This is a genomic window from Pelomonas sp. CA6, from assembly GCF_022549225.1.
Lineage (GTDB): Bacteria > Pseudomonadota > Gammaproteobacteria > Burkholderiales > Burkholderiaceae_C > Roseateles.
In genome coordinates this window covers 86934-105859 of sequence record NZ_JAKZFD010000014.1, presented here as the reverse complement: position 1 = coordinate 105859, position 18926 = coordinate 86934, and the positions used below count along the sequence as shown (strand labels likewise).

The 18926-nt window shown below is 72.8% G+C and carries 17 protein-coding genes; 6 read left to right on the top strand and 11 right to left on the bottom strand.

Features of this window, described 5'->3' with window-relative positions:
- Nucleotides 1-251: 251 nt before the first annotated feature.
- Together LZ017_RS20205 and LZ017_RS20200 are read right to left on the bottom strand one after the other, a co-directional pair.
- Nucleotides 252-1859 carry a GDYXXLXY domain-containing protein gene (locus LZ017_RS20205; RefSeq protein ID WP_241398730.1) on the bottom strand — a complete coding sequence of 536 codons (1608 nt, stop codon included), beginning with the start codon at nucleotides 1857-1859 and terminating at the stop codon, nucleotides 252-254.
- On the bottom strand, nucleotides 1856-2815 hold the full coding sequence (locus LZ017_RS20200) for a DUF2157 domain-containing protein (protein WP_241398729.1): 960 nt from the start codon (nucleotides 2813-2815) through the stop codon (nucleotides 1856-1858). Before LZ017_RS20200 ends, LZ017_RS20205 begins: the two co-directional genes overlap by 4 nt.
- A 120-nt stretch (nucleotides 2816-2935) precedes the next feature.
- On the opposite strand from LZ017_RS20200, the gene LZ017_RS20195 reads away from it, so the two are divergent.
- Together LZ017_RS20195 and LZ017_RS20190 are read left to right on the top strand one after the other, a co-directional pair.
- Nucleotides 2936-3616: a dienelactone hydrolase family protein gene (locus tag LZ017_RS20195; RefSeq protein WP_241398728.1), complete on the top strand. Its 681-nt coding sequence runs from the start codon at nucleotides 2936-2938 to the stop codon at nucleotides 3614-3616.
- A complete protein-coding gene (locus tag LZ017_RS20190) occupies nucleotides 3613-5067 on the top strand; it encodes a M28 family peptidase (RefSeq protein WP_241398727.1) in 1455 nt (484 codons plus the stop codon). The genes LZ017_RS20195 and LZ017_RS20190 overlap by 4 nt, the downstream gene beginning before the upstream one ends.
- Before the next feature lie 7 nt (nucleotides 5068-5074).
- Here the strand turns inward: LZ017_RS20190 and LZ017_RS20185 are convergent, their stop codons facing one another.
- A complete protein-coding gene (locus tag LZ017_RS20185) occupies nucleotides 5075-5779 on the bottom strand; it encodes a hypothetical protein (RefSeq protein WP_241398726.1) in 705 nt (234 codons plus the stop codon).
- Nucleotides 5780-5843: 64 nt separating this feature from the next.
- On the bottom strand, nucleotides 5844-6209 hold the full coding sequence (locus tag LZ017_RS20180; protein WP_241398735.1) for a methylglyoxal synthase: 366 nt from the start codon (nucleotides 6207-6209) through the stop codon (nucleotides 5844-5846).
- A 278-nt stretch (nucleotides 6210-6487) separates the two neighbouring features.
- Between LZ017_RS20180 and LZ017_RS20175 the strand changes: the two genes are divergently transcribed.
- Both LZ017_RS20175 and LZ017_RS20170 read left to right on the top strand, forming a co-directional pair.
- Complete coding sequence (locus LZ017_RS20175) at nucleotides 6488-7057, top strand: outer membrane beta-barrel protein (protein ID WP_241398725.1); 570 nt, start codon at nucleotides 6488-6490, stop codon at nucleotides 7055-7057.
- The gene (locus LZ017_RS20170) at nucleotides 7057-7950 is read left to right on the top strand and encodes a DUF535 family protein (protein ID WP_241398724.1); all 894 of its coding nucleotides are present in this window, start codon (nucleotides 7057-7059) and stop codon (nucleotides 7948-7950) included. Before LZ017_RS20175 ends, LZ017_RS20170 begins: the two co-directional genes overlap by 1 nt.
- An 18-nt stretch (nucleotides 7951-7968) precedes the next feature.
- Here the strand turns inward: LZ017_RS20170 and LZ017_RS20165 are convergent, their stop codons facing one another.
- The 6 genes from LZ017_RS20165 to LZ017_RS20140 all read right to left on the bottom strand — a co-directional run bounded on the left by LZ017_RS20165 (nucleotide 7969) and on the right by LZ017_RS20140 (nucleotide 13105).
- Nucleotides 7969-8559, bottom strand: a complete 591-nt coding sequence (locus LZ017_RS20165; RefSeq protein WP_241398723.1) for an NAD(P)H-dependent oxidoreductase — start codon at nucleotides 8557-8559, stop codon at nucleotides 7969-7971.
- A gap of 70 nt (nucleotides 8560-8629) precedes the next feature.
- Entirely contained in the window at nucleotides 8630-9967 is a 1338-nt protein-coding gene (locus tag LZ017_RS20160) for a glycoside hydrolase family 18 protein (RefSeq protein ID WP_241398722.1), read from the bottom strand.
- 86 nt (nucleotides 9968-10053) lie between these two features.
- Nucleotides 10054-10743 carry a type II and III secretion system protein gene (locus LZ017_RS20155; RefSeq protein WP_241398721.1) on the bottom strand — a complete coding sequence of 230 codons (690 nt, stop codon included), beginning with the start codon at nucleotides 10741-10743 and terminating at the stop codon, nucleotides 10054-10056.
- Nucleotides 10740-11453, bottom strand: a complete 714-nt coding sequence (locus tag LZ017_RS20150; RefSeq protein ID WP_241398720.1) for a hypothetical protein — start codon at nucleotides 11451-11453, stop codon at nucleotides 10740-10742. The genes LZ017_RS20155 and LZ017_RS20150 overlap by 4 nt, the downstream gene beginning before the upstream one ends.
- A gap of 28 nt (nucleotides 11454-11481) precedes the next feature.
- Nucleotides 11482-12135 carry a DUF2059 domain-containing protein gene (locus LZ017_RS20145; protein ID WP_241398719.1) on the bottom strand — a complete coding sequence of 218 codons (654 nt, stop codon included), beginning with the start codon at nucleotides 12133-12135 and terminating at the stop codon, nucleotides 11482-11484.
- A 61-nt stretch (nucleotides 12136-12196) separates the two neighbouring features.
- Nucleotides 12197-13105, bottom strand: a complete 909-nt coding sequence (locus LZ017_RS20140) for an EamA family transporter (protein WP_241398734.1) — start codon at nucleotides 13103-13105, stop codon at nucleotides 12197-12199.
- 242 nt (nucleotides 13106-13347) lie between these two features.
- On the opposite strand from LZ017_RS20140, the gene LZ017_RS20135 reads away from it, so the two are divergent.
- Nucleotides 13348-14061 (top strand): hypothetical protein, encoded by a 714-nt coding sequence (locus LZ017_RS20135; protein ID WP_241398718.1) that lies wholly within the window; start codon nucleotides 13348-13350, stop codon nucleotides 14059-14061.
- A 112-nt stretch (nucleotides 14062-14173) separates the two neighbouring features.
- Here the strand turns inward: LZ017_RS20135 and LZ017_RS20130 are convergent, their stop codons facing one another.
- The gene (locus tag LZ017_RS20130) at nucleotides 14174-16309 is read right to left on the bottom strand and encodes a hypothetical protein (RefSeq protein ID WP_241398717.1); all 2136 of its coding nucleotides are present in this window, start codon (nucleotides 16307-16309) and stop codon (nucleotides 14174-14176) included.
- A 268-nt stretch (nucleotides 16310-16577) separates the two neighbouring features.
- Between LZ017_RS20130 and LZ017_RS20125 the strand changes: the two genes are divergently transcribed.
- Entirely contained in the window at nucleotides 16578-18926 is a 2349-nt protein-coding gene (locus tag LZ017_RS20125) for a hybrid sensor histidine kinase/response regulator (RefSeq protein ID WP_241398716.1), read from the top strand.

Below are 18926 nucleotides of genomic sequence, written 5' to 3'. Positions count from 1 at the left end.
CACCACGGCCTTTTGCCAGCCTACGCGGGCCAGCAGTTGCACCAACCGCGGGCGCGAAGGCGGTTGCAGGCGGATCAGGACTTCGGTGATGCGACCGGAGGACGCTGGCTTCGCCCTGAGGCCGAGGCTTGTCCGCCAGAGGCCAGCCACGCACGCCACGTGGACGCCCGCGACCAGGAACAGCGCGAAAGGGTGGGAGGCCGTGGCGCGATGCCGCCGCAAGGGCACGCCCGGCCCTCCCCGGCCCGCGCTCAAGGCACCCGGCGCAACTGCTCGTCGACCAGTCCCACCAGCAGCGCGCGGCCGTCGGGCTGGACGCGGAATTCGCCATAGGCGGCGGCGCGCAGCTTGGGCTCCTGGCCTTCCTCGAAGAACCAGGCGTCGCTGACCAGGGTCCAGCGGCCGTTGACCGGGCTCAGCTCCAGCAGCTGCAGGCCCGGCCGCGCCGCCTCGCCGTCGGCCAGCAGGCGCGGCTCGCTGGCGATGCCGCGCTCGTCCACGCGCAACTCCAGCCGCGGACGCCGGCCCCACAGCCCCTGCACCGCGACCTGGCCCGGCAGTTCGTAGTTGAGCCGCATGTAGTCGCCCTGGATCAGCGAACGCGGATCCACCGGCGCCAGCTTCACATAGACCGGCCGGCCGCTGGCGATCAGGTGTTCCTTCTGCCAGATCAGCCCGTTGACCAGCAGCAGGCTCAGCAGCGCCGTCGCCAGCACCGCGACCCTGCCGCCCCGGGCCCCGGGGTCAGGTCTTGCCAGGGCGGAAGACGCCAGCGTGAAGCCACCGAACGCGAAACGCACCCACAGGCCCAGCAGCGCACCGCCGCCGACCAGCACCAGCGCCTTGTCGGCCAGCAGCCAGTCCAGCCGGTAGTAGAAGCTGCCCAACACCCACAGCGCAGCAGCGGCCGCGGCGATCGCCAGCGGCCAGCGGCGCCGGCTCGCCGCCAGCGCCAGCACCAGCAGGCTGGCGCCCAGCGCGGGCAGCAGCAGGGCCAGCCCGGCCAGCAGCAGCAGCGCCGGCAGCATGCGCCAGCGGCGCAGCACCGGCCAGGCGCGCATCAGCACCAGGCCGGCCGCCAGCGTGGCCGCCACGGACAGGGACGCCAGTACGGCGCCGTCCCAGCTGCCCAGCAGACGAAAGGCCAGGCCGCCCAGCTCGCGCATCACGCCACCGCCCAGCGCGCCCGCCACCATGAAGCTGGGGCCGGCCAGCCAGGCCAGCATCGCCAGCAGGGCCAGTGCCCAGCCTTGCAGCACCGGCTCCATCGCGGCCGCGACCGCGGCACGGCGCGCGTCCAGGCCCAGGCGGTGTTGCAGCGCCAGGCCCAGCGCCCACAGCAGCAGCACGCCGTGCACGGCCCCCCACAGCGCCGGGTCCTGGCTCAAGCCCCAGTGCGGCGCCAGCAGCAGCACCAGCAGCGGCGCGGCCGCCGCGCCCAGCAACAGGCGCAGCCAGGCGCGCGGCAGCAGCGCGATCAGCGCCGCGTCCAGCAGCAGCGAGGCCACCGCCGCCACGCGGGGCGGCAGGTCGCGGCCCAGCCCATAGCCCAGGCCGCACAGGCCCAGCAGCAGCAGCGGCAGCGCGAACTGCTCCAGGAACAGCGCCAGGTCTTGCGCGCGCAGCAAGGTCACGGCCAGCGCCAGCAGCGCACCGCCGACCAGGTAGGCCGTGGCCCCCTGGTCCCAGGCCGAGCCGAACAGCAGGGCCAGAAAGCCCAGCAGCGGCAGCACCGCCAGCCAGGCCCCCAGCGCGGTCAGCAACACCACGGGCCAGGGCCGGCCCACCGCCACCGTTTCGTCACCCTCGGGCAGCAGGCCCTGGGCGCGCGCGGTGGCCATCCATGCGGATTGCGTCATGCGGCCTCCCCGGGGTGGCGCACGCGGCGCAGGATCAGATGCACGCTGGCGGCCAGCAAGCCGGCGGCCAGCAGGCCCAGCAGCAGCAGCGAGCCGATCGCTTCGCCGCGCCCGGAGAACAGCTCGCGCGCCGCGCCGGCCACCAGCAGGGTGTCCAGCGCCAGCGCCTGCGCGCTCAGCGCATAGACCTCGCGCGCCATCCAGGCCGCCGCCAGCCCCAGGGCCAGCACGCCCAGCCCCAGCGGGTACTGCGGCGCCACGCGGTGCGAGAAGAACAGCCCACCCATGGCCGTGGCCGACAGCGCAATCACCGCGAACAACACCGCGGCGCGCCAGGCCCAAGGGCCCTGCGCCGGGCTGGCCGGCTTGAAGGCCATGCCCACGCACAGCAGGCCCAGCAGCGCGAAGCCCAGCGCATGCACCGGCAGGGTGTCGGGCTCGACGCGCCAGCTGAAGCCGGCATGGGTGTGCATCCACAGGCTGATCGCGGTGACGACGATCAGCACCCAGGGCGTCCAGACGAGTTCAGACCGCGCGCCCCAGCACAGCGGCAGCGCCAGCGCCGCCCACAGCGCGAAGAGCTGCCAGGCGTCGGCGCCGGTGGGGTAGGTCTGGCCGAAGAACGCCAGCAGTCCGCCCAGCGTCAACAGCCCCAGCAGGCCCAGCGCGGCACGCCAGGCCGGCCGCCAAGCGGCGCCGGCCAGGCTGGCCAGCAGCAGCGCCTGCAGCAGGGCGAAACGCGCCGGCCGCGGCAGCTCGGCCCAGTTGGCCGCCACCCACATCATCACGCCCAGGCCCAGCAGCCCGGCCGCCAGCGCGCCGGCGCCCAGGCGCAGCCGGGGCATCAGTTCGGCGGGTGTTTCGCTCAGACCGCTGAGCGCCCACAACTGCCGCGCGCGCGGCTCATCCAGGCCCTGGCGGGCCGTCCATCGGTACAGCTGCGCATGCAGACTCATTGTTTCTCCCTGGCCGGGTCGGTTCCGCGGCCTTTGCAAATCCGCACCGCCACGGCGGGCCGCGGCGGAGGCTGAGCGATGATAGTCACCCGTGCAGGCGCCGGCCGCGAAGGAGACACGATGGGACAGATGATCGAAATCAAACGACCCGACGGGCAGACCAGCAACGCCTACCTGGCGGACGCCGGGCCGCGGGCCCCGGGGCTGGTGCTGATCCAGGAGTGGTGGGGGCTCAACGCCCACATCCGCGCCGTCGCGGACCGCTTCGCGCAGGCCGGCTTCACGACGCTGGCGCCGGATCTCTACCGCGGCCGCCTGGCCAGCAGCGCCGACGAGGCCAGCCACCTGATGACGGGACTGGACTTCGCCGATGCCACCCACCAGGACCTGCGCGGCGCCGTGCAGCATCTGCGCGCGCGCGGCCTGCCGGTGGGCGTGGCGGGCTTCTGCATGGGCGGCGCGCTGACGGTGGCCGCAGCGGTCCATGTGCCGGAGGCGGCCGCGGCGGTGTGCTTCTATGGCGTGCCGCCGGCGGAGTTCGCCGACCCGGCGCAGATCCGCATCCCCTTCCAGGGCCATTTCGCCAGCCGCGACGACTGGTGCACGCCGGCCGTGGTGGACGCGCTGGCGCGGCGCATGCACGACGCCGGCCTGGCGCCCGAACTGCACCACTACGAGGCGGACCACGCCTTCTTCAACAATGCGCGCCCCGAGGTCTACGACGCCGGCGCCGCCGCGCTGGCCTGGCAGCGCACGCTGGACTTCCTGCGGCGCCATCTGGCGCGCGAGGCCGGGGCATGAAGGCGCGCCGCCTGCCGCTGGGCCTGGGCCTGGGCCTGGGCCTGGGCTTGATGGCGCTGGCGTCGGCCGCGCTGGCGCAGGGCGTGTCGCAAGCGCCGCCACCGCCCGATGCGCGCGTGTTCGCGATGATGGAACGCATCTCCGCCGAGCGCATCGCCGGCCATATCCGCCAGCTCGCCGCCTTCGGCACCCGCCACACGGCGTCGGACACCCAGTCCGACACGCGCGGCATCGGCGCGGCGCGGCGCTGGATCGAGAAGCAGCTGCGCGACTGCGCGCAGGGCACGCCGCTGCAGGTGACGATGGACGCCTTCGTCGAGCCGCCGGGGCCGCGGCTGCGCGAGGCGACCGAGCTGGTCAACGTGGTGGCCACGCTGCCCGGCGCGTCGGCGGGCACGCCGCGCGAACGCGTGCTGGTGGTCAGTGGGCACTACGACTCGCGCAACGGTGACGTGATGGACGCCCAGGGCGAGGCCCCGGGCGCCAACGACGACGCCTCCGGCACCGCCGCGGTGATGGAGATGGCCTGCGCGATGGCGCGCGGGCGTTTCGACGCCACGCTGGTCTTCATGGCGGTGGCCGGCGAGGAGCAGGGCCTGCTTGGCGCACGCCACTGGGCCCGGCGCGCGCGCCAGCAGGGCCTCAATGTCGAGGCGATGATCACCAACGACATCATCGGCAGCCCGCGCGGCGACGCGGGCCAGCACGACCCGCGCCGGCTGCGCCTGTTCGCCGATGGGCTGGACCCCTTGCTGCGCCTGCTCGTGGACGCGCGCAGCAACAGCGCGACCAGCGCAGACGAGCAGCGCGCCAACGAGGCGCTGCGCGCGCGGCTGCAGCCCATCGCGCTGGCTGGCGGCAGCGAGGACCTGCCGGCGCAGCAGCTGGGCCGGCACCTGAAGGCGGTGGGCGAGCGCTACCTGAGCGGCTTCCACATCGAGCTGATCCAGCGCCGCGACCGCTATCTGCGCGGCGGCGATCACCTGCCCTTCCTGGAGCGCGGCTATGCCGCGGTGCGCTTCTCCGAACCCTTCGAAAACTTCGCGCACCAGCACCAGAACCTGCGCACCGAGAACGGCGTGGTCTATGGCGATCGGGTGGAGTTCACCGACCCCGCCTACATCGCCAATGTCGCGCGCATCAACCTCGCCGGGCTGGCGACGCTGGCCTGGGCGCCGGCGCCGGTGCGCGACGCGCGCATCGATGCGCGCGAGCTGGGCAACGACACCACGCTGAGCTGGGCCGCGAGCACGGACCCGCAGCTGGCGGGCTACCGCGTGGTCTGGCGCCGCAGCGAAGCGCAGATGTGGGAAGGCAGCGCGCTGCTGCCGCCGGAACAGACGCGGGTCACGCTGCCGCTGTCCAAGGACAACCTGGTCTTCGGCGTGCAGGCGCTCACCGCCCAGGGCCATGCCAGCCTGGCGAGCTTCCCGCTGCCGCTGACGCGCTGAACCGGCCTCAGCGCAGCACGCCCTTGCCCAGCCACTGCGCCCACACGCTCAGGCTCACGCGCTGGTCCGCCAGCCCCGGATAGTCGGCCAGCGCGGCCTGCAGCGCGGCGTCGTCGGTGCCGCGCGCGAACAGCACCTCGGCGATGGGCCCTTCCTGCAGCTGGTAGCCCGCATGCAGCACGCGGCGCGCCAACAGCTCCCGCAGCAAGGCCTCGGCCGCCGCGTCCTCCTGCGCCGACAGCGGTGCCTGCGCAGGCCGGCTCAGCATCAGGATGCGCACCTCCTCGATGCCACTCGGGTCGATGTCCGTCGTGCCCAGCGGCTGGCGCACGCGCGCGGGCACGGCATGGACGCTCATGTAGCCCTCGCGCACATAGTCGTCGGGCGCGAAGAAGTCCATCAGCTCCTCGCGGCTGTGCGCACGCACAACCACGATGCCGCGCTTGACGCGCGCCGGGTCGCGCAAGGGGCCGGCGCCGAAGAGCTTGCCTTGGCCGAACAGGCGCTTGAAATTGTCGATGTGGCGGCGCTGCATCGCGGCCACCGCCTCCTTGTCGGGCGGCGTGGGCTGGCCGCTTTCCAGGAAGATGAACCAGTCGCGCAACGGCGGCGCGTCGGTCGCGACGCCCTGCCCGACGACCGCCAGCGGGGCGCCCAGCCAGGCCAGCGACAGCGCCTTCAGCAGCGCGCGGCGGTGGAGCAGTCGGGGCATCGCGGCCTCCCATGGGCCCGGACGCGGGCCGCTTCAGGTGCCGACTGTAGTGCGGCGGGGGCGCTCAGCCGCCCAGGGCTTTCAGCAGCAGGCGTGCGCTCGCCACGTTGGTGGCGCAGGGCACGTCGTGCACGTCGCAGGCGCGCACCAGCGCGTTGATGTCGGGTTCGTGCGGCTGCGGCGTCATCGGGTCGCGCAGGAAGACCACCGCGTCCACCCGGCCCTCGGCCAGGCGCGCGCCGATCTGCAGGTCGCCGCCCAGCGGGCCGGAGTGCAGGCACTCCACCGTGAGCCCCAGCTCCTGGTGCAGGCGGCTGCCGGTGGTGCCCGTGGCCATCAGCGTGCAGCGGGTCAGCAGCGGGCGGAACTCGGCCGCCAGCGCCACCATGTCCTTCTTCTTGCCATCGTGGGCGATCAGCGCGATTTGCATCATGGCAAGAATCTTAGGCGGCCCCGGTTACATCGAGGTGGCAAGTGAAAACCCCGGACACGCAAACCGTTCACAACATGTGACAATGAGCGATCTCCGCACAGAGGAGGCGATCGTTGTTCGCTCCGCCGCCCCTCTTCAGCCCACGTTCACACGCCGCTCAGACACCCTGAAGTTCCCCCCTCCACGATGCAAGGCCTGAGTTCGCGCCGCCCCGCGGCGCGCTGCAGTCCGCAACCTTGGAGAGTTCTGTGAGCGTTTCCCTTCGACCCCATGCCATGAAGACCCTCGCCCTGCTGCTGCCGCTGTTGGCCGCGTCGCAGGTCCATGCCGCCCCGGTGCAGCAAAGCAACTGGTACGCCGGCGCCAGCCTGGGCTACAGCCAGTTCCGCGCCGATCGCGCCGTGACGCCGCTGATCAAGGAAGACCGCCGCGCCTTCGGTGCCAAGTTCTACGGCGGCTACCGCCTGAGCGAGAACTTCGCGCTGGAAGGCGGCTATGTCCATCTGGGCCGCTACAAGGAAACCGCGCGCCAGGCCGGCGCCGACCTGACCCAGACCGCACGCGGCTCCGCCTTCTACGGCGCGGTCGTCGGCACCCTGCCGCTGGGCGAGTCCTTCGCACTGAACGGCCGCCTGGGCGTGGCGCGCGCGCGCGCCAACAGCACCCATGTGCTGACCGACGGCGCCACGCTGGACGGCCGCAAGACCACGCGCCTGATCGGCGTCGGGCTGGAGTACAAGCTCAGCCCCGGCTTCTCGCTGACGGCCGACTTCGACGACTACGGCAAGCTGTCCTCGCGTCTGAAGGACCGCATGCTCTCGGTGGGCCTGAAGGCCAGCTTCTGATGACACAAGGCCGGCAGTCGACTCCCGCCGTCTGGGCCTACCTGCGCCGCCAGAGGCTGCGCGCCAAGGACTGGACCAAGCTCGCGTTGACCGCCGGCCTCGCGCCCTCCGCGCTGATGGAATGGCTGCGCTTCGCCGCCGCCCATCCGGTGCTGGGCCGGCTGACGGAACCGCGTGTGGCCTGCAAGCCTTGCAGGCCCTATCTGGACGCGCGTCTGGGCCTGGCCCAGCGCGTGGCAGTGCTGCGCACGCACTACCGGCTGCTCGCCGCGCTGGGCCTGGAAGGCCTGGCGGCGCGCGCCCATGCGCGGGCGCAGACGGTCTGGCTGGCCGAAGGCAAGGCCGGCGAAAACCTCAGCATCGAACTGATGGCCATCCACGAAGGCCACCGTGAAGGCGAGATGAGCCTGCGCCTGCTGCTGGACCAGCGCGTGCTGTACAGCCTGTCCTTCGTGCTCTGCGAGAGCGCGCATGGCCTGGCGCTGCAGGTGGGCCGGCTGCAGGGCAGCAGCGCGGACGACGCGCTGCCCCTGATCCGCACCGCCACGCGCAGCGCCCATGGACGCCGCCCCGCCGCGCTGCTGGTCGACGCCGCGCGGCTGTTCGCGCAGGCGCTGGGCGCGGTCGAACTGCGACTGGTCGGCGACCCGCACCGCATCGTGCTGAACCATTGGCGCCGCCGCCGCATGCACACCCGGCACGAGTCGCTGTGGTGCGACCTGGGCGCCCACCCGGCGGCCGACGGCTGGTATGTGCTGCCGGTGCAGGGCTGTGGTGAACGCGACCCGGAGAGCGTGCCCTCGCGCAAGCGCGCCGAGCTGCGCCGGCGCCAGCTGCTGCTGCAACAGATGGGTGAAGGCATCGCCGCCTGGCTGGCCGAGCAGCGCCGCTGAGCACGGCCGCGCGCCGGGTCAGACGCCGTCCCGCCCCAGCACGCGCAGCTTGTCGCGCCAGCCCAGCACGCCCGCCTCGCCGAGCTGGTCCACGCCGCCCACCAGGGTCTCGCGCACCGGCGCGAAACCGACGAAGCCGAGGATGTTGCGCTCCAGCGATTTCACGCTGTGGGCATGGAACACGTAGCGGTAGATCAGCGCCGGCATGCCCATGGTGACGATCACGCGCGCCGAGCGCCCGTCCAGCGCCTTGGCCTGCATCGGGTTCTTGGCCCCGCGGTGGAAGGCGAAGCCCGGCCGCGCAACCTGCTCCAGAAAACCCTTCAGCAGCGCCGGCATGTCGCCCAGCCAGAGCGGGAAGACCAGCACCAGATGGCTACACCAGAGGATGTCCTGCTGCGCCGGGCGCAGCGGCTCGGGCACCTCGCCGTGCTCCCAGTCCTGCACCGAGCGCAGCAGCGGGAACTCCAGCGTCGAGATGTCCAGCCGGCGCAGCGCATGGCCGCCCTCGGCAGCGCCCGCGGCATAGGCCTCGGCGAGCTCATGGCACAGGTGGCGGGCCGCGCCGTCGGGGTGGCCCTGGATCAGCAGGATGCGTTGGGCGTTCATACCCCATGCTCGCGCCGGCGCGGGGGCCAGGTCTTGATCTGCCTCAGCAAGACGAGGCCCCATGGCCGCGTCAGCGCCGTGCCGGCGGCGCCTCGTCCAGCGGCTGGTTGCCGACGCCGGCATTCATCGCGTTGAGCAGCGCCCCGTTGTCCTGGCTCAGCTCCCACGCGAACACGCCGGCCAGCCCCTGTTCGCGCGCGAAGCGCCCTTTGGCCAGCACCGCGCGCGGGTCGTCATAGCCCATCCACAGCCCCTTGCCGGGGTGATAGAGCGCATAGCCCTGGGTGACCGGATCCAGGCGCAGCTGGAAGCCGCGGGCCCCCTGACCGCGCGGCCCGAGCGCCTGCGCGGCGATCTCGCGGTAGCTCAGCGCGCCTTCGGGCGCGGGCCAGGCACCGGTCTTGGCGGCCCCGGTGGGCGGCTCGCCCCGGGCCAGCCGCACGCCGGCGAAGCCGCGCCCATACATGGCGACGCCGGCCACCAGCTTGGACGCCGGCACGCCGGCCTCCAGCAGGTTGCGCGTGGAGCGCTCCAGGCTGTCGTCGGCCTGGGCGGACGAGCTGCGCAGCGTGCTGTGGTGGCCCACGCGCTCGGACCAGCCGCCGTGGAAGTCGTAGCTCATCATGAAAACCAGGTCCAGCGCCGGCGCCGCGGCGCGGAAGTCGATGCGCTGGACGATGGTCTGGCCGCTGTTGACCGCGGTGCTGAGCAGGTAGCGCCGGCCGCTGTCACGCCCGAGCTGATCCAGCGCGCGGCGCAGCTCCTGCATCAGCAGCGCGTAATGCGCGCCGTCCTGCGCGCCGCCCAGTGGCACGCCGTTGGCCGCGCCATTGCCGCCCGGGTGCTCCCAGTCGATGTCGATGCCGTCGAATGCCGGGTGGGCGCGCAGGAAGCGCACGCAGGCCTCCACGAAGGCGGCCCGGTGCTCGGGCACGCCGGCGAGGTGGAAGAAGGGGTCGGACCCGCCCCAGCCGCCCACCGAGGCCAGCACCTGCAGCTGCGGCGCGCGCGCCTTGGCGCGGGCGAAGACGCCGTCGAAGCGGCGCTCCAGCGCGCCGTCGGTCAGCTCGAAGTCCTTCTTGCCAACGCAGGCCGCGGCGTCCTTGGGCAGTTGGCCGGGACCGCAGAGGCGCAGAAAGGCATAGAGCACATGGGTGAGGTTGCGCGCCGGCACGCGCTCCAGCAGGCCGGGGTCTTCCCAGTTGGGCACGTAGACGCCGACCACCTTGCCGCTGCGGCCGTCGAAGGCGCGCGGCTGGGCGTCGAACAGCGCGGCGTCGCCGCGCGCCTGCGGGGTGGCGGGCTGGGCCGCGACCGGACCGGAGAGCAGTCCCGCCAGACCCGCGGCCAGCAAGGCGGTGACCAGACGGGGGGACGAGCGGGCGGGCAATGGCAAGCGACGCAGCATGGGTTCTCCTCCTGAGGAGCCCTCAGCTTAATGCCAATCTAGTACCAATCAAATACCAAAAACCCGAACTGTGCGATTCCCGGGGATCAGGGCGCGGGGTCGATGCGGATCTGCAGTTCGCGCTGGTGGACCTGCTCGGCATCGCGGGTGCTCAGCGTGCCGCGCTCGCGCGCCTGCAGCGCTGCGCCACTGCGCGCCACCGTGACCCACTGCCCCAGCGGCACCTGCACCGTGCTGGCGACCTGGACCTGGCTGCGCGCCTCGGCCCCAGGCGGCCCCGACGGCGGCGCCTGCGTCGCCGGTTCGCTGGCCTGCTGGCTGAACTCCACCGTCACCGGCGCGCGGCCGCCGGGCCAGCGCGGCTTCAGCGTGAAGCCCTGGGTGCGCTCCACCACGCCCTGGCGCGGCAGCGCGTAGACGCGGTCCTGCGCGCCGTTCTGGCGCTGCAGGCCCACATCCACCCATTGCACCGGCACCGTCTCGCCCAACTGGATGCTGGCCTGGCTGCCATTGAGCACCAGCAGGCGCTGGATCTGGCGCTGGTTTTCATCCTCGCGCCGCGTGCCCAGCACGACCTGACCCCGCGGCGACACGCTGCCGCCGGTGCCCACGACCACCGCACCATCGCGCACGCCGGCCACCGCGGCGGCACTGAGGGTCTGCTCGACCCAGCGCAGCTCCACCCACAGGTTCTGGCGCGGCTGCGCAGCGACCGGCGCCGCCAGCAGGACCGCCATGAGCGGCGGCAGCATCATCAGCAGAGAACGGCGTTTCATTTCAGCAGCTTCCCCAAGGTGTCGCCCAGCGGCTTGAGCGCCACGTCCAGCAGCGGCCCCAGATAGTCCGAGAGCTTGTCGCCGAAAGCGCCCGTCACGGCCGAGCCCGCTTCGCCGGCCAGCTTGCTGCCCAGCTTCTTCAGCGCGCCCACCAGCAGGCCTTGCAGCGAGCGGTCCGGCGCGCCGGCCTTGACCAGGGCCTTGCGCGCGCGCTCCTGGTCTTCCTCGCCAAGGCAGGACACCAGCAGCGCGGCCAGGGCCTCGGCCTTGAGCGTGACCAGGGTCGCGGAGAAGCTGCCGTCACTGGCATGACCCAGCGCCTGCAGCCGCGCCTTCAGATGGTCGGCGAGCAGCGGGTTCTCGATCTCCAGTCCGAACAGTTCGCCGTTCTTCAGCAGCAGCGGCTCGCGCAGCAAGGCCTTCAGGCGCGCGTCGAGCGAGCCGGCGTCGGAGCGGCGCAGCTCCAGTGCATAAAGCAGCGCGCGCGCCTTGGGCCGGGTCACGCGCAGGGTCGCGATCAGCTCATACAGCGTGGGTTGGGCCGGCAGCAGGCCCACCGTCTGCAGCGCGTGCAGCATGGCCACCTCCAGCTCGGACTTGGGCAGCGCGCCGAACACCGGCTGGGTGTAGGCGCGCAGCAGTGCCTCCAGCACCGCGCGCGCCTGGCTGGCGTCCAGGGCCTGCAGCTTGTCGTGCAGCACGTCGCTCACCTGAGCCCCCTCCTGCTGTGGCGCGGCCTCAGGGCGTGGCGGCCGCGGCGGGCTTCTTCGCCTCGCCCTTCTTCGCCTCGCCCTTCCTGGCGGCGGGCTTCTTGGCATCGGGCTTCGCATCGGCCTTGCTGGCCTCACTCGCCTGCGCCTCCGACTGGCGGGCATCCGCATACTTCTTCAACAGCACCGAGACGCGGCGTCCAATCTCCGGGCCAATGGCTTCGCCCCAGCCCGCGCCCAGCTGCACCGATTCCTGCATCAGCGCCGGCATCACGGCCACGGCCTTGGCGCCGGTCGGCGACGCGTAGAAGGCCAGCAGGTCCTTGATCTCCTGGGCGCTGAAGTGGCACGCGTAGAGCGGCACGATCTGCGCCATCAGGCCCTGCGGCCCCTCCATGCGTTCGCGCACCACCTCCATCACGACGGCACGCACCTCGTCCACCTGCTGTGGGGTGAGGCCGCCGTCGCGCTGGCTGATGGCCCGCATCATCTGCGCGGACATCAGGTCGGCCATCTGCAGGCCCAGCTTGGCGGCGCCGGTGACCTCCATCAATCGTTCGATGTCGGCGCGTTGTTCAGCGCTCACCGCCGCCTCCTGCGCCTGGACCGCGGCGCACAGCCCGACGGTCAGCAGGGCGGCGGTCAGAGCGCGGCGCGCGAAGGCAAGGGTTGATCTGGACATGACAAGGGACTCCCCGTGAACTTGTGGTTTGGCCCTCAAGTGTGCCAGCACCCCGCGCCGCTCAGCCCCCGGACGGCGGCTGCATGGCCGCGCCGCCGCGACGCAGCCGCGCGCGCACGCGCGGCCACAGCAGGTTCTGCGCCAGCCCGCTGATCACCAGGGCCGCGGCGATCAGCTTCCAGCCCGGCAGCGGCTCGGCCAGCAGCAGGGCCGACGCGCTCATGCCGAACACCGGCACCAGCAGGGCCATGGGCACGATGGTGGCAGCCGGATGGCGTGCCAGCAGCCAGCTCCACACGCCGTAGCCGTACAGCGTATTGCCCACCGTCTGCCACAGCAGCGCGGCCCAGGCTGGCGCGTCGGCATGGCGCACGGCGCCCAGCATCTGCGCCGGCCCCTCGAACACCAGCGACAGCGCGAACAGCGGCGCCACCGCGAAGGCGCTGCTCCAGGCCACATAGGCCAGCATGTTCTGCCCCGTCGCGCGCTTGCCGACGATGTTGCCGCAGGCCCAGCTGAAGGCGGCCAGCAGCACCATGGCCAGGCCCAGCACCGTGGTCGTGCCATCGGTGTGCGTGGCGATCACGCCCACGCCCGAGGCCGCCAGCGCCAGCGCCAGCCACTGGAAGCCCTGCACCCGCTCGCCGCTGCTGCGCATGGCCAGCAGCACGGTGAAGAACACCTGGGTCTGGATGACCAGCGAGGCCAGGCCCGGCGAAATCTGCGAGCGCATCGCCAGGTACAGCAGCCCGAACTGGCCCACGCCCACCAGCATCCCGTAGGCGGCGAGATTGCGCCAGCTCACGCCGGGCCGCGGCAGCAGGAAGATCGCCGGCACCGCGGCAAGCAGGAAGCGCAAGGCCGCGAACAGCAGTGGCGGGAAGACGTCCAGCCCCCAGCGGATCACGACGAAGTTGCTGCCCCAGATGGCGACCACCGACAGGGCGAGCAGGAAATGGCGCAGCGGCAGCGCGGCGTGGGAGGCACTCATGAGCCGCAGCGTAGCAGGCCGGCGGTTTCGGCGCGTTTCAGCGTCTTCGCGGTCGGCCGGACTCACTCAGGCGCCCACAGGCCGCGTCCCCCCTACCGAGGTAGAGAGTTGCATCCCGGCGCATGGGGAGGATCCTGATCCGCAGCGCATCCAGCGTTCAACGCCAACACGCCACACCCGGCCTTGAACAGCCCACGCATCAACAGAAAGGACTTCTCGCCATGCATCACGCCCACACGCTGTTGAGCCTCGTCATCGCCGGCCTCGCGGGGTCGGTTCTCGCCCAGCCTCAGCCCGCCATCTCGCCAATGCAGGGGCTCTCGACGGGCCAGGTGAAGGTGCTCACGCTCGATCAGCTCGACCCGGCGACCCGCGGCATGGCCGAGCGCGACCTCGGCCTGCAACGGAGCGCCGCGAAGAGCGGCGAACCCGAAACCGTTCCCGACCAGGCGGCCACCTTCAAGACGCACTACGCCAGCCGTGCGGTCTACTGGGAGGAGTCCAAGATCCGGGCCAACCTGAAGAGCGATTGGACCGATGTCTCGACCTCCGAACTGCAAGGCTACAAGTACGAGGCCTTCGTTCCCGAAGGGCCGAGCAAGGCCGGGCCTTGGAGCCGCTACACCCGGGTGTACACCCGGCCCGACGGCGTGCTGGTCATGCTGCACGAATGGGACTACGTGCAGGACGGCGGCGGCGTGGTGCTCATCAAGGAGCTGATGAACGCCCAGGTTCACCAACACCTGGCACGCGTCGTGACGCGCAAGACCACGTCCGGGCAGCACTTCTCGGAACTGACCTGGGTCACCGACAGGAAGTACTACACCCTGACGGTCTGGGACCGGCTGGACGCCCGCGGCCTGCGGCCCTATGACCGGTCCTGGCTGGTCTCGCTGGCCGAGCAGCTCAGCGGCGCGGAGCCGGGCCGCCGATGATCCCGTGTCGGCACCGGGCCCGCGCGGGACCCGCCAGGCCGGCCCCGCCGGCGCAGGGCGCCGGCCCTGGCGCGTGGCAGGGCCGGCGGCTTGCGCGTTCAAGTGCGCCGGCTCAGCGCAGCGAGCGCCCGGTGGACAGCTGGTTGCCCAGCGCGTTGGTCGTCACCGACACATAGACCTTGGCGATCGCGTTCGCATCGGCGGGGCGCTGCAGGCTGCCGGAGTTCAGCCCGGCGGTGGCGAAGCTGCAGCGGGTCTGCTGGCCCACGGCGTTCGCCTCGGCGCTGAGCAGATAGGCGCCGTTGGCGTCGAAGATGCGCCAGTTGCAGTTGTCGGCCGTCGAGCCATAGGCCTTGCCCTGGGTGTAGCCGATGCTGAACACCCCGTCGAGCACCGCGTTGGCCGAGGCCGTGACGGCGGACTTCACCCCGGCCACGGTGTCGGGCGTGACGGACCCGATGGTGGCGAACAGGTTGGACGCATTGGCCGCCGCGAAGCCGGTGGACAGCGGCACCGCGTTGATCTCATACGGGAAGGCGGCGACGACATTGCCCGAGCTGGAGGACTTCAGGATCCAGCCGTAGACGGCACCGGGCACCACCTTGGCCTCGTCCACGCAGGGCGTGCCGGCCACGGGCGACGGGTTCTGCGCGGCCAGGTCGCGGCAGCTCTGCAGCGCCTCGCCGTCGCCATAGTAGGCGCGGCCGTCGCGGATGACGAAGGTGTTGATCAGCGCGTTGCTGGGGCGCTTGAGCACCAGCTTGAGCTTGTCGCCCATGGGCGCCTTGGGGTCACCGCTGTAGGCCACGATGCCGGGGCCGACCACCACGGCGGTGTCGACGTCGGCCATGAGGCCGGCGCCCACGGCGTCGGCGACTTCGCCGCGCTCGATGTGGAAGGCCCGCTCACGGCGCAGCGCGCCGGCCTGGTCCTCGTTGCGCGTGACGCGCGCGGCCATGTGCATGTCCAGATGCTGGGTGCCGGCCCAGCGCCAGCCGGCCGGGCAGCCGGCATAGGCCTCGCCGCGCACGAACTGGGTCGCCTCGGTCCAGGCGCCGGTAGCCTCCAGCTGGGTCATCACCCAGGCCGCCTGTGGCTTGCCGCTGCCGTCCAGCAGCACCGGGGCGCCGCCATTGGCGCGTGCCTTCAGCGTGGCCTCGAAGCCGGCGCTGTCCAGCTGCGCGATCTCCGCCGCGCTCAGCGGCGACATGTCCCGCGCGGCGAGGGCGACGGCCCTGGGGTTGAAGCCACCGACGAAGATCTCGGCGCCGCTGGTCAGCATGCCCACCACCTCGGCCTTGCCCGCGGTGGAGAGCCGGAAGTTATCGGCGATGAAGGGCGAGACCTGGCCCGCGGCCGGCGGCTTGAAGCCGGTCGCCGGATACAGCGCGGCCAGCGCGCCCAGGCAGGTGTTGATCTCGGGCACCACGGTGGCCGCCGCATCGGCCAGCTGCACCTGCGGCGCCGACGGCGGCGTGCTGGTCACCGTGCCGGCCTGGCCGGCGGTGGCCGGCAGGTTCATCTGGCCGATTACGGTCTGCGACGCGACCAGGGTCAGCGTGGCCGGCGCACCGGCGTTGGCGGGCGTCATCACCAGGCGGTCCAGCACGCCGTCCAGGCCCTGTCCATTGGCGCTGAAGCTGCCGTTCAGCGGGTCGGTGCCGGCCTTGTTCAGCGGCGCGATCATCGCGCTGACCTGCTGCAGCGCGTCCTTCAGGCGCGTGCCGCTGGTCGCCGCCGTCAGCGTGGACAGGCAGGCCGCGGGCACGCTGCCGGAGACCGGCGTGCAGCTGTCCACCAGCGCCCCGGCGCCCGGCACGCCGGCGGCGGCGGAAACGATCAGGTCGGTCAGCGGCGTGAGGTTGACGGTCTGGCCCGCGGCGGTGCCGACCGAGCTGAGCATGACCTGCCGCCCGCCGGACATGCCCACCACGGTGAGCAGATAGGGCGCGGTCAGCCCGGTCACGTCTACGGTGTAGGCGCCGGTGCTGGGGTTGGTCGCCACCGCGGTCGCGGTCTTGCCGTTGACGTCGATCACGCTCACCGTGCCGGCGATCGGGGCGCCCGTCGCGGCCGTGCCGCTCAGCGTCGTGCCCGCCGTGCCGCCGCCACCGTTGGTGGGCGGCGTCGGCGTGCTGGTGTCCGAACCGGAGCCGCCACCGCCGCAGGCGGCAAGGGCGGCGGCGGCGCTGGCGGCCAGCAGCAGCGAGCGTTGGAAGGAGGAAGGAGAGGTTCTGATGCGGGACATGGGGGGCTCCATGAGATGGCCTGCGGCGGCCGGGCGGCCGCGCGCAAGGCGCGTGTTGACAGCGCCGTCACGATAGGAGGAAGGCGCGGCCTGGGCCATCGGCCGGATGGCCGAACCGTGCCCCCGCTTCGATGCGGCACACTGGCGCGCCAAACCGGCCCTCTTCCCCCTGCTGCGAGCCGCCATGTCCGACCGGCCAGATCCCCTGCCCGCCGCCGCATCGCCGGCTCCCCGCCTCGCGCCCGCGCGACGGCGCTGGCGGAGCGCCGTGCTGCTGCTGGCAGGGCTGGTGGCAGGCCTGATGGCCCCCCTGCTCGCCGGACTGACGATGGCCCGGGCGGACGGCGACCCGGGCACCGCGGCGCTCGCGCCAACGCAGACGCTGCAGAGCGCCCGCTGGAGCGCCGGCCCGGCGCCGGACCTCGCCCACGGCCCCGTCCTCGCACTGCCGGACGATTGGGGCCAGCGCGGGCAAGGCCGCCTGGCGCAAGGCCACTACCGGCTGGACTTCGAGATCACCGGCCCCGCGCCCCAGCAGCCCTGGGCGCTGTGGACGCGGCGCCTGCCCACCCACCATCGCGTCTGGCTCAACGGCACGCTGGTCAGCGACACCTGGAACCTGCCGGATGCGCTGCAGCCGCGCACCACGCCTTACCGGATCGCGTTGCCGGTGGGGGCGCTGCATGCCGGCGGCAACAGCCTTCAGATCGACGCGCGCGGCGGGCGCCGCGGCGGGCTGGACCGCGTGACCGTGGGCCCCGAACCGCTGGTGAGCGCGCAGTTCCATGCCTACCGCGTGCTCGTCGTCGACCTGCTGCGCGTGCTCAACGGCATGGCCGCGGGCAGCGCGCTGTTCATGCTGCTGCTGTGGGCGCGCCGGCGCAGCGAGGTGGAGTTGGGCTGGTTCGGCCTGCTGACCCTGGTGTTCTCGGTGCGCAACCTGTTGTTCAGCGACCCCGGCGCGCCGGCGCCGCCGGGCAGCGGGGTGGCGATGTTCCTGCTGATGGTCTCCGTCAGCGCGCTGTTCGGCTGCTTCGGCGCCAGCCTGCAGGGGGCCGCCCGCCGACCGCTGCAGTTGGCCGTGATCGCCATCGGCCTGCTGTGCGCCAGCGCCGCGCTGTGGACCGGCGGCGACCCGGTGCTGCTGGACCGGGTGCGCACGCTGGCCTATCCGCTGCTCTTCGTGACCACGGTGCCCGCGGCGGCACAGGTGGTGCGCACGGCCCGGCGCTGGCCGCAGCGCAGCCTGTGGGCGCTGGCCGCCACGGTGAGCAGCATCACCGCCTGCGGGCTGCACGACTATCTGCTGCAATCCGGCCGCCTGGCGCATACCCGCGAGTTCCTGCTGCCCTGGACCGCGCCCATCCTCGCGATGGTCTATGCGATGGTGCTGGGCAGCCGCCTGGTCAGCGCGTTGCAGGAATCCGAGCGCGCCGGACAGGTGCTGGAGCAGCGCGTGCGCGAACGCACCGCCGCGCTGGAGGAGGCCAATGCCGCCAAGTCCCGCTTCCTCGCGGCGGCCAGCCACGACCTGCGCCAGCCCATGGTGACCATCGGCGTGCTGGTGGGGCTGCTGCGCGAGCAGCCGTCGACGCCGGCGCAGCAGCGCCTGATCGGGCGCGTGGACGAGGCGGTGGCCGCGATGGAGGGGCTGCTGGCGGGGCTGCTGGATCTGTCGCGGCTGGAGTCCGGCGGCCTGCGCGTCGCCCATGGGCCGGTGTCGCTGCATGCGCTGATCGGCGCGATTGCCGCGCACGAGCAGGAAGCCGCCGCGCGCCGCGGCCTGCAGCTGCGCCTGCGCATCCCGCTGCGCGCCCATGTGCTGGGCGATGCGGTGCTGCTGGAGCAGATCGTGCGCAACCTGGTCAGCAACGCGCTGCGCTACACCGAGCGCGGCGGCGTGCTGGTGGCGGCGCGGCGCTGGCGCGGCGGCTGGCGCGTCGCGATCTACGACACCGGCCGTGGCATTCCGCCCGCCGAGCAGGCGCGCGTGTTCGAGGACTTCGTGCAGTTGGAGAACCCGCAGCGCGAGCGCGCCCAAGGGCTGGGGCTGGGGCTGGCCATCGTGCGCCGTGCCAGCGCGCTGATGGGCGCGGCGGTGCAGCTGCGCTCGGTGCCCGGCCGCGGCTCCTGCTTCAGCCTGGCGCTGCCGGCCATCGAGCCGCAACCCGACCTGCCGTCGTCGCAGCTGGAGCCGCCCGGCTGGACCACGCTGCTGCGGCTGCAGGAGCGCCAGGTCTGGTTGGTCGAGGACGATCCCGGCGCACGCGAGGCTCTGCTGCTGCGCCTGCGCGCGTGGGGCGCCCGCGTGCTGGCGCTGGCCTCGCCAGCGGCGCTGGACGCGCTGCTGGCCCGCGGCGAGCCAGAGGCGCCGGCCCTGCTGATCACGGACATGCGCCTGCCCGGCGGCAGCGGGCTGGAGGTGGTCGAGCGCGTGCGCCAGGCCTGCGGCCCGGTGCCGGCGCTGGTCGTCACCGGCAACACCGCGCCCGAGGACCTCGCGCGGCTGCAGGCCAGCGGGCTGCCGGTGGTGCACAAGCCCTTCCGGACCGAGACGCTGGCCAGCGCGATCTTCGCGACGCTGAACGCGCCGCGCCCGGTCGACCCGGCGTCGTGA

Bases quoted from the DNA above. Each gene is read 5' to 3' on its own strand.
- LZ017_RS20190 (WP_241398727.1), top strand. From the start codon at position 3,613: ATGAAGGCGCGCCGCCTGCCGCTGGGCCTGGGCCTGGGCCTGGGCCTG.
- LZ017_RS20165 (WP_241398723.1), bottom strand. From the start codon at position 8,559: ATGAACGCCCAACGCATCCTGCTGATCCAGGGCCACCCCGACGGCGCG.
- LZ017_RS20200 (WP_241398729.1), bottom strand. From the start codon at position 2,815: ATGAGTCTGCATGCGCAGCTGTACCGATGGACGGCCCGCCAGGGCCTG.
- LZ017_RS20145 (WP_241398719.1), bottom strand. From the start codon at position 12,135: ATGTCCAGATCAACCCTTGCCTTCGCGCGCCGCGCTCTGACCGCCGCC.
- LZ017_RS20135 (WP_241398718.1), top strand. From the start codon at position 13,348: ATGCATCACGCCCACACGCTGTTGAGCCTCGTCATCGCCGGCCTCGCG.
- LZ017_RS20175 (WP_241398725.1), top strand. From the start codon at position 6,488: ATGAAGACCCTCGCCCTGCTGCTGCCGCTGTTGGCCGCGTCGCAGGTC.
- LZ017_RS20185 (WP_241398726.1), bottom strand. From the start codon at position 5,779: ATGCCCCGACTGCTCCACCGCCGCGCGCTGCTGAAGGCGCTGTCGCTG.
- LZ017_RS20130 (WP_241398717.1), bottom strand. From the start codon at position 16,309: ATGTCCCGCATCAGAACCTCTCCTTCCTCCTTCCAACGCTCGCTGCTG.
- LZ017_RS20160 (WP_241398722.1), bottom strand. From the start codon at position 9,967: ATGCTGCGTCGCTTGCCATTGCCCGCCCGCTCGTCCCCCCGTCTGGTC.
- LZ017_RS20205 (WP_241398730.1), bottom strand. From the start codon at position 1,859: ATGACGCAATCCGCATGGATGGCCACCGCGCGCGCCCAGGGCCTGCTG.
- LZ017_RS20180 (WP_241398735.1), bottom strand. From the start codon at position 6,209: ATGCAAATCGCGCTGATCGCCCACGATGGCAAGAAGAAGGACATGGTG.
- LZ017_RS20155 (WP_241398721.1), bottom strand. From the start codon at position 10,743: ATGAAACGCCGTTCTCTGCTGATGATGCTGCCGCCGCTCATGGCGGTC.
- LZ017_RS20195 (WP_241398728.1), top strand. From the start codon at position 2,936: ATGGGACAGATGATCGAAATCAAACGACCCGACGGGCAGACCAGCAAC.
- LZ017_RS20170 (WP_241398724.1), top strand. From the start codon at position 7,057: ATGACACAAGGCCGGCAGTCGACTCCCGCCGTCTGGGCCTACCTGCGC.